We start from the raw sequence: 13533 nt of genomic DNA on the forward strand, positions 1-13533 counted from the left end.
GCAATGGCGATCGAGTGGCACAGCAGGGTGAACCGTACCTTCACCCTTCGTGACGCGCTCGACCTGACGGGCGTCCGGCTGGCCGGTCTACTGGGCTGGCCGGACGCCCGCGGGCGGGTGGAGGCGCGTGAGGCCACCCTCAGCCGGCGTCGTGGTGGCCCGAGCGGCCCGGTGGAAGAGTCCGTGCTCGGGCTGCGGATCGATCCCGACCGCGCGGAACCGCCGCAGCCGGATGTCTATTTCGAGGTCCCCGATTGGGATGCTGCAGTCCTGGTCAGCATCAGCCAGTTCCAGCCGGAGACGGAGGATCCGGAGGATCCGGAGACGGGCTTGTTCGCCTGGGTGACCGCCAAGCGGACACCGGCATCGAAGGTAGTGGGCATCGCCGCGATCATCGCCCTGGCAGAGTGCGCTGGCGGGAAGGTCGTCGACGAGTACGGCTACCTGTCCGACGCCCGATTGAACAAGCCCGCCGAGCTGTACGAGCGGCTGCGCGTGCCGGCCCCGCAGGATTCCCTCGACGACGCCGTCGAGGCGGTGCTGGCCGGGACAGGACTACGGTCCACTCGCCCGAACTGATCGGGGCGACGCCACCCGCTGCGGCTGACCGGGGTGGGGCCCGAGCGTCACGACGAGCCCTTGCGCCGCCGGCCCGGTCGAGCCCGTCGAGCAACCGTCCGGGCACCAGCCCGGGCGGTTGCGTCGTACCGAGGTCAACCGGGCCAGTCGATCCGGAGCGGCAGGCCCAGGAAGTCGGCGTAGCGGCCCAGCGCGTCCGCCACGCGGGCCCGGGTCGGCTCGTCGAGGGGCACCAGCGGGAACACCGAGACCGTCACCCGGGTCCTGCCGACCGTGCGCTTCCACGTGCCCACGACCCGCCCGTCGTGGACGACCGTGGGCTGGAAGACGCCGTTGCGCCCCGGCACGATCGCGTCGGCGTTGGCGGGATCCAGCATCAGCGAGCGGTCCTTGAAGCCCAGCAGGTACTCGTCGAAGCCGGGCAGCACCAGCAGGTCGTCGACCGACGCGCGGGGCGCGTCGAGCAGGGCCGCGTCGACGAGCGCCTCCTGCCCGTCCACCCGCACCGTCGTGAGGGCGTCGCCGGCCGCCGCGAAGCCCCGGCGCGCGTCGGTGAGCGTCAGCCCCGTCCAGCCGGCGAACTCCCGGTCGGTGACGGGCCCGTGCCCCCGCACGTAACGGCGGGCGAGGATCGCGAGGGCCTCGTCCCGCTCCGGCCGGCGCGCGTCGGGCGCCCACTCGTCGAGCAGGGCGAAGGTCTGCTCGGTGCCGACGTTGGGCGCGAGGCAGGTGACGCCGCGGACGCTGGCGTACCAGAGCAGGTGGTAGCCGCGCTGCTCGCCGGTGTCGATGCCGGCCGCCTCCAGCGCGGCCAGGCACCGGGCCCGGGTGAGCCGGCCGCCGCCGGCCAGCGCGGCGCCGAGCACGTCGAGCGCGCGGTCGGTGTCGGTCTCGGTCAGCCCGAGCTGCGCGCGGCGGGTGGCGGCGCCGGCCAGCGAGCGTACGCCGGTCAGCTCCAGCATCCAGCGGGCGTCGCGGGGCGGCACGAGGTGCACGGTGCCCCGCATCGGCCAGGTGCGCAGCGCCTCCCGGCGCTCCAGCGCGGCGTGCACGTCGGCGTGGCCGAGCGCGGGCAGCCGCACCCCGAGCGACCACATGCCGCTGGCCAGGTCCTGCGCCTGCATGGCCCCGAACCACTCCGCCACGCCCGCCACCCCCGCGGGGCGCACCGTGGGGTGCGGGCGCAGCAGCAGGCCGGTCATCCGCAGCGCGAGCGCCTCGCGCCCGGTCAGCTCCGCTGGCATCAGGCTCCTCCGCTCGGGTGGGGCACCAGCCTAGGGCGCACCTCCGACATCCGACGCATGACCGCCGTCGCAGTGGGAAAGCGGCCGGCCAGCAGGCGCGCCGTCCGCGCGCCCGGAGGGAGCGACATGACCGCGTCCAGTGAGCCGGCCCGGGGCGCCGGCGTACCGACCCGTGCCGGCCGGGGCGGCCCGGCCGCCAAGACCAGCGCCGCCGCCGCCTTCGCCCTGGTCTTCGGGGTGGCCGCGCTGATCAGCGTGTTGACCGTGATCCTGTCCTGGATCGGCCTGCTGCTCGGCATCATCGGCGTGATCCTGGGCATCGTCGGGCTCAAGATGGCCGGTCGACCCGGGGTGACCGGCCGGGGCGTGGCGATCGGCGGCCTGGTGCTCAGCGCCCTGGCGGTGCTGATCGGGCTGGCCTTCGCCGCCGGGGTCACCACCTTCCTCAACAACGAGGGCGGCGTGGACCGGATCCAGCAGGAGGTCGACGACCTGCGCGACCGCCTCGACAACTGACCCGGCACCCCTGCCGCGGCAGGCCGGGCGCGCGGTGCGAGCACGTGCGCCCGGCTAGGGTGGTCCCGTGCTCCGAGAGGTCTGCGGGATCCGGTACGTCACCGCGCTGCGTGAGGGCGGCTCGCTGCCCGGCGTGGTGGAGGCCGACGACCTCGGCACGTACGTGGCGAAGTTCCGGGGCGCCGGGCAGGGGCCCAAGGCGCTGGTCGCCGAGGTGGTCTGCGGCGAACTGGCCCGTCGGCTGGGGCTGGCGGTGCCGCCGCTGGTGGTGCTCGACATCGACCCGGTGATCGGGCGCGCGGAGCCCGACCAGGAGGTGCAGGAGCTGCTGCGCAACAGTGGCGGCGCCAACCTGGGCATGGACTTCCTGCCCGGGGCGCTCGGCTACGACCCGGTGGCGCACCCCGTCGAGCCGGCGCTCGCCTCCCGGGTGCTCTGGTTCGACGCGTACGTGGAGAACGTCGACCGCAGCTGGCGCAACCCGAACCTGCTCGTCTGGCACCGCGAACTCTGGCTGATCGACCACGGCGCCTGCCTGTACTTCCACCACAACTGGCCGCGCGCCGAGGCGGCGGTGCACCGGCCGTACCGGGCCGACGACCACGTGCTGGCGTCCTACGCGACCCGGGTGGCCGAGGCGGATGCCGAGTTGGCCCCGCGGGTGACCCGGGAGCTGCTGGCCGAGGTGCTGGCGCTGGTGCCCGACGGCTGGCTGGCCGGCGCCGACTTCGACTCCGCCGACGCGGCCCGCGCGGCGTACGTGGACCATCTGGCCCGCCGGGTCGCGCGCCGGGACGACTGGCTGCCGCAGGGGAGCGCGGCGTGAGGGAACCCTTCGAGTACGCCGTCGTGCGGCTGGTGCCCCGGGTGGAACGCGGCGAGCAGGTCAACGTCGGCGTGCTGCTCTACTGCCAGCGGCGGGACTTCCTCGGTGTGCGTACCCATCTGGACGCCGGCCGGGTGCGGGCGCTGGCCCCGCAGGTCGACCTCGCCGCGGTGGCGGCCGTGCTGGACTCCTGGGACCGGACCTGCGCCGGCGACGGCCCGTCGGGCGGGATGCGACTGGGGGAGCGGTTCCGCTGGTTGGCCGCCCCGCGCAGCACGATGATCCAGACCGGCCCGGTGCACACCGGGCTGACCGCCGATCCGCCGGCCGAACTGGAGCGGCTGATGGACGCGCTGGTGCGCTGACCCGGTTTTCCTGATCGCGCTTCGCCGGCGACGTTGCCGGCGCAGCGCGATCCCCCGTTCAGGGTGGCCGGTGCCGGGCGGTTGCCGGTCCGCCGGCGCCGTGGGACCAGCATCCCCGACCGACGGTCGGCCGGTACCCCAACGCATCGAAACTTGCGGACATCTTGAGCTACCGTCGGCCGCGGGGCCGGCACCGTCGGGGCAGCGGGACGTCACAGTCGGCGGTGCATGACGAGCAGGTCCACGAAGCCCCGGACGGGGTGCCGGAACGCCTCCGGCACCCGCCCGACCACCTCGAAGCCGAGGGACCGCCAGAGCGCCACCGCGCGGGTGTTGATCGCCACGACGGCGTTGAACTGCATGGCCCGGTAGCCCTCGGCGCGGGCGAGCGCCAGCACGTGCTCGCCGAGGGCCCGACCCACCCCGCGCCCGCCGGCGACCGGGGCGACCATGAAGCTGGCGTTGGCGACGTGGTCGCCCGGTCCGAGCTGGTTGGGCACCAGCTTGGCCGAGCCGAGCACCGTGCCGTCCGGGTCGACCGCGACGACCGTGCGGCCCGGCGGCGGCACCAGCCACATCGCCCGGGCCCGCTCCTCGTCGACGTCCCGGGGCCAGGTGTACGTCTCGCCGGCCGCCACGATCTCCCGCAGGAAGGGCCAGATCAGTGGCCAGTCGTCGGTCGTCGCGGCTCTGATCTCCATGTCTCCCAGCATCGCCCCCGGCGGGCGGGCCGGGCGCGCGATCCCCGGATGACCGTTTGACGGCGTAAACACCGGGTAGTCGCCGGAGCTGACCCGACATGAGGAGGGAACACCCGATGGCTGCCCAGACCAAGGTCGCGGTGATCTACTACAGCGCCACCGGCATCACGTACCAGATGGCGCAGGCGGTGTGCGAAGCCGCCGGCGAGGCGGGTGCCGAGGTGCGGCTGCGCAAGGTGCGCGAGCTGGCGCCGGACGAGGCGATCCGTTCCAACTCGGGTTGGCACGCGCATCACATGGAGACCCAGGACGTCCCCGAGGTCCAGCTGGACGACCTGTCGTGGGCCGACGTGGTGATCTTCGGGACCCCGACCCGGTACGGCGTGATGGCCGCCCAGCTCAAGCAGTTCATGGACACCACCGGGCCGTTGTGGTCGCAGGGCGCGCTGGCGAACAAGGTCTATTCCGCGTTCTGCTCGACGGCCACCTCGCACGGCGGTCAGGAGGCCACCCTGCTGTCGATGTTCAACGTCTTCTACCACTGGGGCGGGGTGGTGGTGACCCCCGGCTACACCGACCCGAGCCAGTTCGTCGCCGGCAACCCCTACGGCGCCTCGCACACCAGCAACAACGGCGAGACGGCGCCGGACGACATCGCGCTCGGTGCCTGCGCCTTGACCGCCAGGCGCGCGGTGCAGATCGGCGCGGCGCTCAGGGCGGGCCTGGCCGCCTGAGCCGGCGCTGCGGTCGATCGGCCTGAGCCGGCGCTGCCGGTCGATCGGCCTGAGCCGGTGCGACCGGCGGCTCGGGCGGGGGCTCTCGACCCGTCCGGGCCGCCGGTCGCAGCACCCCTACCCCCGATCGGGTCGGCTATGCGCGCTCGGTCGCACCCGACAACCTCCCGGCGGCCGTCGACGGATGTCCCGCCGGCGCCGGCAGCAGCCCGCTCAGCAGGTCGGCGAGGACGGCCACGCCATCGGGGCTGAGCACCGACTCCGGATGGAACTGCACCCCCGCGAACCCCCGCCCGCGCAGCGCGTGCACCGCGCCGTCCGCGGCGTCCCGGGCCAGCTCCACCGGGCCGTACGGGGTGGCCAGCCGGTCGGCGTCGGCGCGCGCGGTGAAGGTGGAGTAGAAGCCGACCCGGCGGCGCGTGCCGAATACGTCCACCTCCCGCTGGAGCCCCTGGTAGGGCGCGTCCCGGCGGTGCGGCGCCAGCCCGAGCAGGCCGGCGAGCAACTGGTGGCCCAGGCAGACGGCCAGGGTGGGCCGGCCCTCGGCGAGCAGCCCGGCGAGCAGCCCGCGCATCGTGCGCATCTTCGGCTCGGTGGCGCTGCCCGGGTCGCCCGGACCGGGGCCGACCACCACCAGGTCGTGGCCGTCGACCGGGCCGGCGGCGTGCCACGGCCGCAGTGTCACGGCGAGACCGAGCGCGCCCAACTGGTGGGCCAGCATGCCGGTGAAGGTGTCCTCGCCGTCGACGATCAGCGCCCGCCGGCCGGCCAGCCCGGGCAGGCCACCGGCGCCCGGCGACCGCTGGTCCAGCCAGAACCGGGCCAGCGGCGCGTTGCGCGCGGCCAGCGCCGCCCGTACCTCCGGGTCGTCGGCGAGGCGTACGGCGGGCTCCGGACCGCCTGCGGGCGCCTGCGGGCCGAGGCCCAGCGCGGCCAGCACGCCGGCCGCCTTGGCGTGCGTCTCGGCCACCTCGCCCTCGGCCGTGGAGTGCCGCACCAGGGTGGCCCCGACCGGCACCCGCAGTTCGCCGGCGGGGGAGATCTCGGCGGTACGGATCAGGATCGGCGCGTCCAGGGTCTGCCGGCCGGCGTCGTCGCGGCCGAGCAGCGCCAGCACCCCGGCGTAGTAGCGCCGCCCGGTGCGCTCGTGCCGGGCGATGACCCGGCAGGCGTTCTCCATCGGGCTGCCGGTGACGGTGGGCGCGAACATGGTCTCCCGCAGCACCTCGCGTACGTCCTTCGTGCCCCGGCCGGCGAGCAGGTACTCCGTGTGGGCCAGGTGGGACATCTCCTTGAGGTAGGGCCCGACGACCTGGCCGCCGTGCTCGGCGACCGTGGCCATCATTTTCAGCTCCTCGTCGAGCACCATGTACAGCTCCTCGACCTCCTTGGGGTCGGCGAGGAAGCGCAGCAGCGCGGCCCGGTCGGCGCCCGCGCCGGTGTGCCGGAAGGTGCCGCTGATCGGGTTCATCATGACCAGGCCGTCGTCGACGCTGACGTGCCGTTCGGGGCTGGCCCCAACCAGGATCCGGGTGCCGGTGTGCACCAGGAAGGTCCAGTACGCCCCGCGCTCGCCCCGCAGCAGCCGGCGCAACGCGGCCAGCGCGGCGACCAGCGGCGGGCCCTGCACGGTGGCGCGCAGGCAGCGGTGGATGACGAAGTTGGCGCCCTCGCCGCGCCCGATCTCCTCGGCGAGCACCCGGCCGACGGTGGCGGCGTACTCGTCGTCGGTGACGTCGAAGCCGGCATCGGCGGTGCGGACGGGCACGTCGGGCAGCGCGGCGAGCGCCTCGGCCAGCTCGATCCGCTCGTGCCGGGCGATCTCGAGGAACTCCAGCGGGACGCCGTCGTCGACGCAGGCGAAGCCACGCTCGGTGATCTGCCGGTAGGGCACCAGCGCCAGCGTCCGGGGGCCGGGCTCCCCGCCGGGCAGGGGGACGTCGGCGAGCCGGTCCGCCGTGCGTACCGCGCCGGTGAACAGCTCCAGGCGCGCGGCGCCCTCGCGGCGGACGAGCGCGAACGGGCCGGGGTCGCCGCCGCCGACGGCGGTGGCGAGCAGCTCGGTCAGGTCGGTCATGGGGTCTCCTCGGGCCGGGCGGCGCCTGGCGGGGGCGACCGGGAGGGCCGGGGAGAGACCGGCGGCCGCCTCGTCGGGCGGCCGCGTGGGAAGCTACGCGCGGGGGATGGCCGCCGGTTCGGCGGGCCACCAGCAGGACAGGTGCGCGAGCATGGGATCACCCTACGGCCCCGCGCGGGCACCGGAAAGCCGATCGGGCGTACGGCCCACCCGCTGGGACGCCGCGGCGCGGCGCACCGGGTAACTTGACCCGCGATGAACATTCTCGCGCTCGACCTGGGCACCTCCTCGGTACGCGGACTCGTGCTGGACACGGACGCCCGCCCGCTGCCCGGCGCGCTGGCCCGACGCAAGGTGAGTCTCGTCGTGCACGACGACGGCACCGGCACGCTGGACGGCCCCGGCTACCTGGCCTGCCTGGCGGCGTGCCTGGACGAGCTGGCCGCCGCCGGGCACCTGCGCGACGTGTCGCTGGTGGCGACGTCCGCGCAGTGGCACTCGGTGGTCCCGATCGGCGCCGACGGCGCGCCCCTCGGGTCGGTGCTGACCTGGTTGGACACCCGCCCCGAGGCCCTCGCCGGGGCGGCCGGCCCGGCCGACCCGGACGACTTCCACCAGCGCACCGGCACGTGGTGGCACCGCTGCTACTGGTCGATCCGGCTGCCCTGGTTGCGCGGGCACACCGGCGGGCGGATCGCCCGCTTCGCGGGCCTGGCCGAGTACGTGCTGGGCGAGCTGCTCGACTCGGTACCCATGTCGATCTCCCAGGCCTCCGGCACGGGCCTGCTGGACCTGCGGACGCTGGACTGGGACGCGGAGGCGTGCGAGCTGGCCGGCAGCCGCGCCGACGAGCTGCCCGAGCTGGCGCCGAACGAGTGGCGGGGCCGGCTGCGGCCGGCGTACGCGCGGCGCTGGCCGCAGCTCGCCGACGTGCCCTGGGCCGGCCCGGTGGGCGACGGTGCGGCGTCCAACGTCGGATCGGGCTGCGTCGAGCCGGGCCGGGCCGCGGTGACGGTCGGCACGTCGGCGGCGGTCCGGCTGGTGCAGCGCGTCCCGGCGGGGCAGGCGCTGCCGCCGCTGCCCGGGGAGCTCTGGCGCTACCGGGTCGACCACGACCACGTGGTGACCGGCGCCGCGTACTCCTCCGGGGGGAACCTCTTCGCCTGGGCCGACCGGGAGCTGCGGCTGCCCGGGGGCAGCGAGCTGGAGGTCGCCCTGGCTCGGGTGCCGCACGAGGGCGGCCTGCCGGTGAACGTCCGCTTCGGCGGGGACCGGCCGCCCGGCCTGGCCCCGGCCGGCTCGGGCGCGCTGGGCGGCCTGAGCTTCGGCACCAGCGCGGTCGAGATCCTGGCCGGGCTGATGCGGGGTCTGTGCGACCTGGTCGCCGACGACCTCGTCGTGCTGGAGTCCACCGTCGACGAGTCGGTCGAGGTGGTGCTCGGCGGGGGCGCGATGGCCGCCTCCCGCTGGTGGCGGGAAACGTTCGCCGCGACGCTCGCGCCCCGGCCGGTGTGGTACGGCAGCAACCCGGAGGTCGGGGCGAGCGGGGCGGCGCTGGTGGCCCTGGGCCGCGTCGGTGACGCCTCCCGGCTCGCCGCCATCGTCCGGACGGACGAGACCGCCTCACCCTCCTGATTGGCACCTCAGCCCGCCCCGTTGACACGGCTCGCGGGCCTGGTTGGATGGACTCCGCTCCCCGGCTCGCGGCGGACGCGGGACTGGGAGGGGGTAGGTGTGGGGGCAGGTCCGGAACCGCCCGACGACACGGTGTCGCCGCATCGCCGGCGCCGGTTCGACGTCCGGGTGGTACCGCACCGTCGCCGTTCCCCGTTCCGCCTGCGGGACTGGCGGATGCGCACCAAGCTCGTCACCGTGCTGGTCATCCCGTCGGTCGCGTTCCTGGTGCTGGCCGGCGTGCAGACCCACACCCTGGTGGGGCGGACGACCGCGCTGGGCGACTTCGCCCAGCAGGTCGGCATCGGCCGGGAGATCGTCGCGCTGGTGCACCAGCTCCAGCAGGAACGCGACCGGGCCGCCGGTGAGCTGGGCGAGCTGCGCCGCGGCAGCGTGGGCGCCGACCGGGACGCGGCGATCGTCGTGCTGAAGCCCTTGCAGGCCGCCACCGACCAGGCGCTGCGCGACCTGCGCCGGGCCGCCGGGCCGCTGGCCGACGCCGACGCCTCCTGGCGGGTCGCCTACTCGGAGGTGCTCGAGGCCTACGACCAGGTCGCCTACATCCGGGCCGCGATCCCCCCGGCGGTGCTGGGCAGCGACACCATCCTGAGCAACTACCACCGGGCCGTCGACGCGCTGCTGCGCCTGCTCGCCGAGCCCTCGCCGGGGGAGGACCGGCCGGCGCTCAGCGACGCGGTGCTGCGCTACGTGCAGCTCGCCCGGGTCAAGGAGCTCTCCTCGCGGGTCCGGGCCCAGCTCTACGAGGCCGCCCGCGCCGGCCGGTACGGCCTGGAGGACCAGGTGGTCCTGACCGACCTGCGCGCCCAGCAGCTGACCGCCCTGGGCGCGTTCCGGGTCGCCGCCACCACCGAGCAGGTCCGCCGCTACGACGAGACCTCGACGGACCCGGCGTTCCTGGCGGCCACCCGGCTGGAGGAGCAGAGCCTGGCTGTCGGGGCCGCGCCGAGCGTGCTGCCGGCGCCACAGTGGTGGGCGGCCGGCGAGCAGCGTCAGGAGCTGCTCCGTCGCGTCGAGGCGTCGGTGCTCGACGACGCCGTACGGCAGGCCGACGAGGTGAGCGCGGCGCAGCTGCGGACCACGCTGCTGGTCGTCGGCAGCATCCTCTCGGTGCTGCTGGTGGCCCTGCTCATCTCCGTGCTCGTCGGCCGGTCCATCGCCCGGTCGATGCGGCTGCTGCGCGGCCAGGCGCTGCGGATCGCCCAGCTGGAGCTGCCGGACGCCCTGGACCGGCTGCGTACCGTGACCGGGGGCGTCCCGACCATCGAGGTCCCGCCGGCGGTGGTCCGTTCGCTCGACGAGATCGGCGAGCTGGCGGAGGCGTTCGTCGCGGTGCACCGCAGCGCGGTCAACGTCGCGGTCGAACAGGCGACCACCCGGCGCAACGTCAACGCGATGTTCGTCAACCTCGCCCGGCGCAGCCAGGTGCTCGTGGAGCGCCAGTTGGAGCTGCTCGACGACCTGGAGCGCGAGGAGAGCGATCCGGACCAGCTGGAGAACCTCTTCAAGCTCGACCACCTGGCCGCCCGCATGCGGCGCAACGACGACAGCCTGCTGGTGCTCGCCGGGACCGAGTCGACCCGCCGGTGGAACCGGCCGGTGGGGCTGGGCGCGATGCTGCTCGCCGCCAGCGCCGAGATCGAGCAGTACGAGCGGGTGCGGCACGGGGCGGTCGCCGACCTGCACGTCGTCGGCCACGCCGTCGGCGAGCTGGTCCACGTCCTGGCCGAGCTGCTGGAGAACGCCACCTCCTTCTCCCGTCCCGACACGGTCGTGGCGGTCACCGCCCGGGCCGAGGGCGCCGGCGCGCTCATCGAGATCACCGACCGGGGGCTCGGCATGAGCCCGGCGGCGCTGGCCGAGGCGAACGCCGTCCTCGCCACCCCGCCGGCCGCCGACGTGGCCACGGTCGAGCGGATGGGCCTGTTCGTGGTGAGCCACCTGGCCGCCCGGCTGCGCGTCGAGGTGCGCCTGGACGGCGGCGAGGACGGCCTCGTCGCCCGGGTACGGCTGCCCGGTGACCTGCTGGCGCCGGCACCCGAGCGGGAGGCGCCCGCCCCGGCCCGGATGCTGACCGCCTCGGCGGCCGGCACGACCTGGGACGGGGCGCCGGTGGCCGGACGGCCGCCGGTGTGGGGCGGTGCGCGGCCCGCGGGCGAGCTGCCGGTGGCCGGGCGCCGACCCGAGGTCCCGCCCCGGCAGGCCCGGTCGGTGCCGGTGCGGGCCGAGGACGTGCTCGCCCCGGCGGCCCGGCCGTCCGCGGCGACCGGCGGGGGCTGGTGGTCCCGGCAGGGGCCGTCGCCCGGTCCGGTGCCGGGGAGCTCGCCCACGCCGCCGGCCGTCCCGGTCACCGGCGGGACCAACGAGCGCGGCCTGCCCGTCCGGGTGCCGATGGCGCAGCTCTCCGCCGTCAGGCGGCCGGAGCAGCCGGCGGTACGCCACGACCCGGACCCGGAGGCGGTCGGGGGAATGCTGTCCCGGCTCTACAGCGGGGTACGGCGGGCCGAGGCCGAGGACACCACGGAGATTTCCATGCCGCCGGGCGGCGTACGCACCGAAGGGGGACAGCGATGACGACGTTGAGCCGGGAGGCCCGCGACCTGAGCTGGCTGGTCAGCGGATTCGCGGAGCGGGTGCCGGGGGTGGTGCACGCCATCGTGGTCTCCTCCGACGGCCTGCTGGTCGCGATCTCCGACCACCTGCCCCGCGACCACGCCGACAAGCTCGCCGCCGTGACCTCGGGGCTGATGAGCATCACCGCGGGCGCGGCGCAGATGTTCGACGGGGACATCGTCAAGCAGACGGTCGTCGAGATGGGGCGCGGCTACTTCCTGGTCATGCAGGTGCGCGACGGGTCCATCCTGGCCACGCTGGCCGGGTCGGAGGCCGACATCGGTGTGGTCGGCTACGAGATGGCGCGGCTGGCCAAGCAGGCGGGGGAGATGCTCACCCCGGCGCTGCGGGCGGAACTCCAGCAGGCCCTGCCCCGCTGACCGGCTCGGCGCGCCCGCCCGGCGTGCTCGCCCACGGCGTCCGCCCCGGCACCGCTCTGCGGCGCCGGGGCGGCGGTCGTCCGGGGTTCAGAGGCCGTTGGCGGCAATGACCTGGCGGTACCAGTGCGCGCTGCGCTTGAGCACGCGTCGCTGGGTCTGGTAGTCGACGTAGACCAGGCCCCAGCGCTCGTCGTAGCCCGCGTCCCACTCGAAGTTGTCGAGCAGGGACCAGACGTGGTAGCTCTCGAGCGGCACGCCGGCGGCCATGGCCCGGTGGGCCGCGGCGAGGTGGTCGCGCAGGAAGGTGACCCGCCCGGCGTCGTCGACCGTGCCGTCGGCGTCGAGGATGTCCGGGGTGGGCAGCCCGTTCTCGGTGACGGTCAGCGGGATCGGGCCGTAGTCGCGGGTCACCCGGGTCAGGATGTCGTACATCCCGTCGGGGTGGATCTGCTGCCAGGAAGCCTGGGAGGTGGGCCAGCGCCCGGTCGTCGCGCCGTCGCCGGTGACGTAGTACGGCGTGTAGTACTGCACGGCGAGCAGGTCGACCGGCGCGGAGATGGTGGCCAGGTCGCCGTCGCGGATGCCGCGGACCAGCCGGCTGTCGGGGCCGAGGTCGTCCAGCACGTCCTGTGGGTAGCGGCCGGTGAGGATCGGGTCGAGGTAGAGGCGGTTCTCGTAGCCGTCGTAGAGCCGGGCGGCCCGGGCGGCCTCGGGCGAGTCGTCGGCCGGGTAGCAGGGGTGCAGGTTGAGCGCCGGGCCGATCCGGCCGGAGCCGGTGGCGCGGTGCGCCGCGACGGCGAGCCCGTGGGCCAGCTGGAGATGGTGGGCGACCAGGTACGCGGCGTCCGGGTCCTGCCGGCCGGGGGCGTGGTGGCCCTCGAGGTAGCCGTTCTGCACCACCGTCTTCGGCTCGTTGACGGTGAGCCAGACCGGCACCCGGTCGCCGAGCGCGCGGAAGACGATCTCGGCGTAGTCGGCGAACCGGTGGGCGACGTCGCGCGACTCCCAGCCGCCGGCGTCCTGGAGGGCCTGCGGCAGGTCCCAGTGGAACAGCGTCGCCATCGGCGCGATGCCCCGCTCGTGCAGCCCGTCGACGAGACGGCGGTAGAAGTCGAGCCCGCGCTGGTTGGGTGCGCCGGTGCCGTCGGCCTGCACGCGCGGCCAGGAGATGGAGAACCGGTAGCTGTCCAGCCCGATGTCGCGCATCAGGTCCAGGTCCTCGGCGTACCGGTGGTAGTGGTCGGCGGCGACGTCGCCGGTGTCGCCGTTGCGGGTGCGGCCCGGCGTGCGGCTGAAGGTGTCCCAGATCGACTCGCCCCGGCCGTCCTCCTTTGCCGCGCCCTCGATCTGGTAGGCGGAGGTGGCCGCCCCCCAGCCGAAACCGGGGGGGAAGCGCAGGCCGGCCGCCGGCGCCTCGTCGGGGCGCGGCGCGGGGCCGTCGGTCCGGTGCCCGTCGCCCGCCACGGCGGCGTCGCGCGTCGCGGTGCCGGTCGTGGTGGCGGGGGCGGTGGCGGAGAGCGCGGCGCCGTGGGGCGGGCGCGGGGTGGGCATCGACATCGGTTCTCCTCATGGTCTGCGTGGCCACCGCCGGGCCGGGAGCGCTCCCAGCATAGGGCAGGAGCCGCCGGCCGGTCGCCTCCGCCCGGCCGGTCGGGCGGAGGCGATCGGGGCGGCGGGAGGGGTGCGTCGTGCGCCCGTGGCGGCGGTGCGGGAGCGGGGGCGCGCGGGGGCGCCGGCGCTCGGGTGGCCGGCCGCGGGACGCGGGGCGCCGGGGCGCGGGGCGTCGACCGGGCGGTACGGGCGGAC

General features: G+C 75.5%; 12 protein-coding genes. 8 read left to right on the forward strand and 4 right to left on the reverse strand.

Annotated elements, in window-relative coordinates:
• The first annotated feature begins 3 nt into the window (after positions 1-3).
• Positions 4-579, forward strand: coding sequence for a hypothetical protein (locus ACFHW0_RS17720; RefSeq protein ID WP_416608988.1), 576 nt, complete (start codon positions 4-6; stop codon positions 577-579).
• Between the two features lie 134 nt (positions 580-713).
• Here ACFHW0_RS17720 and ACFHW0_RS17725 read toward each other — a convergent pair whose 3' ends face one another.
• Entirely contained in the window at positions 714-1823 is a 1110-nt protein-coding gene (locus ACFHW0_RS17725; RefSeq protein ID WP_416608989.1) for a winged helix DNA-binding domain-containing protein, read from the reverse strand.
• A 126-nt stretch (positions 1824-1949) separates the two neighbouring features.
• Between ACFHW0_RS17725 and ACFHW0_RS17730 the strand changes: the two genes are divergently transcribed.
• The 3 genes from ACFHW0_RS17730 to ACFHW0_RS17740 all read left to right on the forward strand — a co-directional run bounded on the left by ACFHW0_RS17730 (position 1950) and on the right by ACFHW0_RS17740 (position 3530).
• Positions 1950-2339 (forward strand): hypothetical protein, encoded by a 390-nt coding sequence (locus tag ACFHW0_RS17730; RefSeq protein ID WP_416608991.1) that lies wholly within the window; start codon positions 1950-1952, stop codon positions 2337-2339.
• Positions 2340-2406: 67 nt separating this feature from the next.
• Entirely contained in the window at positions 2407-3165 is a 759-nt protein-coding gene (locus tag ACFHW0_RS17735; protein WP_416608993.1) for a HipA family kinase, read from the forward strand.
• Positions 3162-3530 (forward strand): DUF3037 domain-containing protein, encoded by a 369-nt coding sequence (locus tag ACFHW0_RS17740; protein WP_416608995.1) that lies wholly within the window; start codon positions 3162-3164, stop codon positions 3528-3530. Before ACFHW0_RS17735 ends, ACFHW0_RS17740 begins: the two co-directional genes overlap by 4 nt.
• 212 nt (positions 3531-3742) lie before the next feature.
• Here ACFHW0_RS17740 and ACFHW0_RS17745 read toward each other — a convergent pair whose 3' ends face one another.
• Positions 3743-4231: a GNAT family N-acetyltransferase gene (locus ACFHW0_RS17745; protein WP_416608997.1), complete on the reverse strand. Its 489-nt coding sequence runs from the start codon at positions 4229-4231 to the stop codon at positions 3743-3745.
• Positions 4232-4347: 116 nt separating this feature from the next.
• On the opposite strand from ACFHW0_RS17745, the gene wrbA reads away from it, so the two are divergent.
• Entirely contained in the window at positions 4348-4965 is a 618-nt protein-coding gene (gene wrbA, locus ACFHW0_RS17750) for an NAD(P)H:quinone oxidoreductase (RefSeq protein WP_416608999.1), read from the forward strand.
• Positions 4966-5101: 136 nt separating this feature from the next.
• Here the strand turns inward: wrbA and ACFHW0_RS17755 are convergent, their stop codons facing one another.
• Positions 5102-7042 (reverse strand): anthranilate synthase family protein, encoded by a 1941-nt coding sequence (locus ACFHW0_RS17755; RefSeq protein ID WP_416609001.1) that lies wholly within the window; start codon positions 7040-7042, stop codon positions 5102-5104.
• A 255-nt stretch (positions 7043-7297) separates the two neighbouring features.
• Between ACFHW0_RS17755 and ACFHW0_RS17760 the strand changes: the two genes are divergently transcribed.
• The 3 genes from ACFHW0_RS17760 to ACFHW0_RS17770 all read left to right on the forward strand — a co-directional run bounded on the left by ACFHW0_RS17760 (position 7298) and on the right by ACFHW0_RS17770 (position 11727).
• A complete protein-coding gene (locus ACFHW0_RS17760; protein ID WP_416609003.1) occupies positions 7298-8677 on the forward strand; it encodes an FGGY family carbohydrate kinase in 1380 nt (459 codons plus the stop codon).
• A 216-nt stretch (positions 8678-8893) separates the two neighbouring features.
• Entirely contained in the window at positions 8894-11308 is a 2415-nt protein-coding gene (locus tag ACFHW0_RS17765) for a nitrate- and nitrite sensing domain-containing protein (protein WP_416609005.1), read from the forward strand.
• A 5-nt stretch (positions 11309-11313) separates the two neighbouring features.
• Positions 11314-11727, forward strand: coding sequence for a roadblock/LC7 domain-containing protein (locus ACFHW0_RS17770; protein WP_366643011.1), 414 nt, complete (start codon positions 11314-11316; stop codon positions 11725-11727).
• An 87-nt stretch (positions 11728-11814) separates the two neighbouring features.
• Here ACFHW0_RS17770 and ACFHW0_RS17775 read toward each other — a convergent pair whose 3' ends face one another.
• Positions 11815-13284 carry a GH1 family beta-glucosidase gene (locus ACFHW0_RS17775; protein ID WP_416609006.1) on the reverse strand — a complete coding sequence of 490 codons (1470 nt, stop codon included), beginning with the start codon at positions 13282-13284 and terminating at the stop codon, positions 11815-11817.
• Positions 13285-13533 lie beyond the last annotated feature (249 nt).

This window comes from Micromonospora sp. LOL_025, assembly GCF_048060285.1.
In the GTDB taxonomy this organism is placed as follows: domain Bacteria; phylum Actinomycetota; class Actinomycetes; order Mycobacteriales; family Micromonosporaceae; genus Micromonospora.

Excerpts from the sequence above, each read along its gene's own strand:
- ACFHW0_RS17720 (WP_416608988.1), top strand. The coding sequence starts at position 4 with ATGGCGATCGAGTGGCACAGCAGGGTGAACCGTACCTTCACCCTTCGT.
- ACFHW0_RS17725 (WP_416608989.1), bottom strand. The coding sequence starts at position 1,823 with ATGCCAGCGGAGCTGACCGGGCGCGAGGCGCTCGCGCTGCGGATGACC.
- ACFHW0_RS17730 (WP_416608991.1), top strand. The coding sequence starts at position 1,950 with ATGACCGCGTCCAGTGAGCCGGCCCGGGGCGCCGGCGTACCGACCCGT.
- ACFHW0_RS17745 (WP_416608997.1), bottom strand. The coding sequence starts at position 4,231 with ATGGAGATCAGAGCCGCGACGACCGACGACTGGCCACTGATCTGGCCC.
- wrbA (WP_416608999.1), top strand. The coding sequence starts at position 4,348 with ATGGCTGCCCAGACCAAGGTCGCGGTGATCTACTACAGCGCCACCGGC.
- ACFHW0_RS17755 (WP_416609001.1), bottom strand. The coding sequence starts at position 7,042 with ATGACCGACCTGACCGAGCTGCTCGCCACCGCCGTCGGCGGCGGCGAC.
- ACFHW0_RS17760 (WP_416609003.1), top strand. The coding sequence starts at position 7,298 with ATGAACATTCTCGCGCTCGACCTGGGCACCTCCTCGGTACGCGGACTC.
- ACFHW0_RS17765 (WP_416609005.1), top strand. The coding sequence starts at position 8,894 with ATGCGCACCAAGCTCGTCACCGTGCTGGTCATCCCGTCGGTCGCGTTC.
- ACFHW0_RS17775 (WP_416609006.1), bottom strand. The coding sequence starts at position 13,284 with ATGTCGATGCCCACCCCGCGCCCGCCCCACGGCGCCGCGCTCTCCGCC.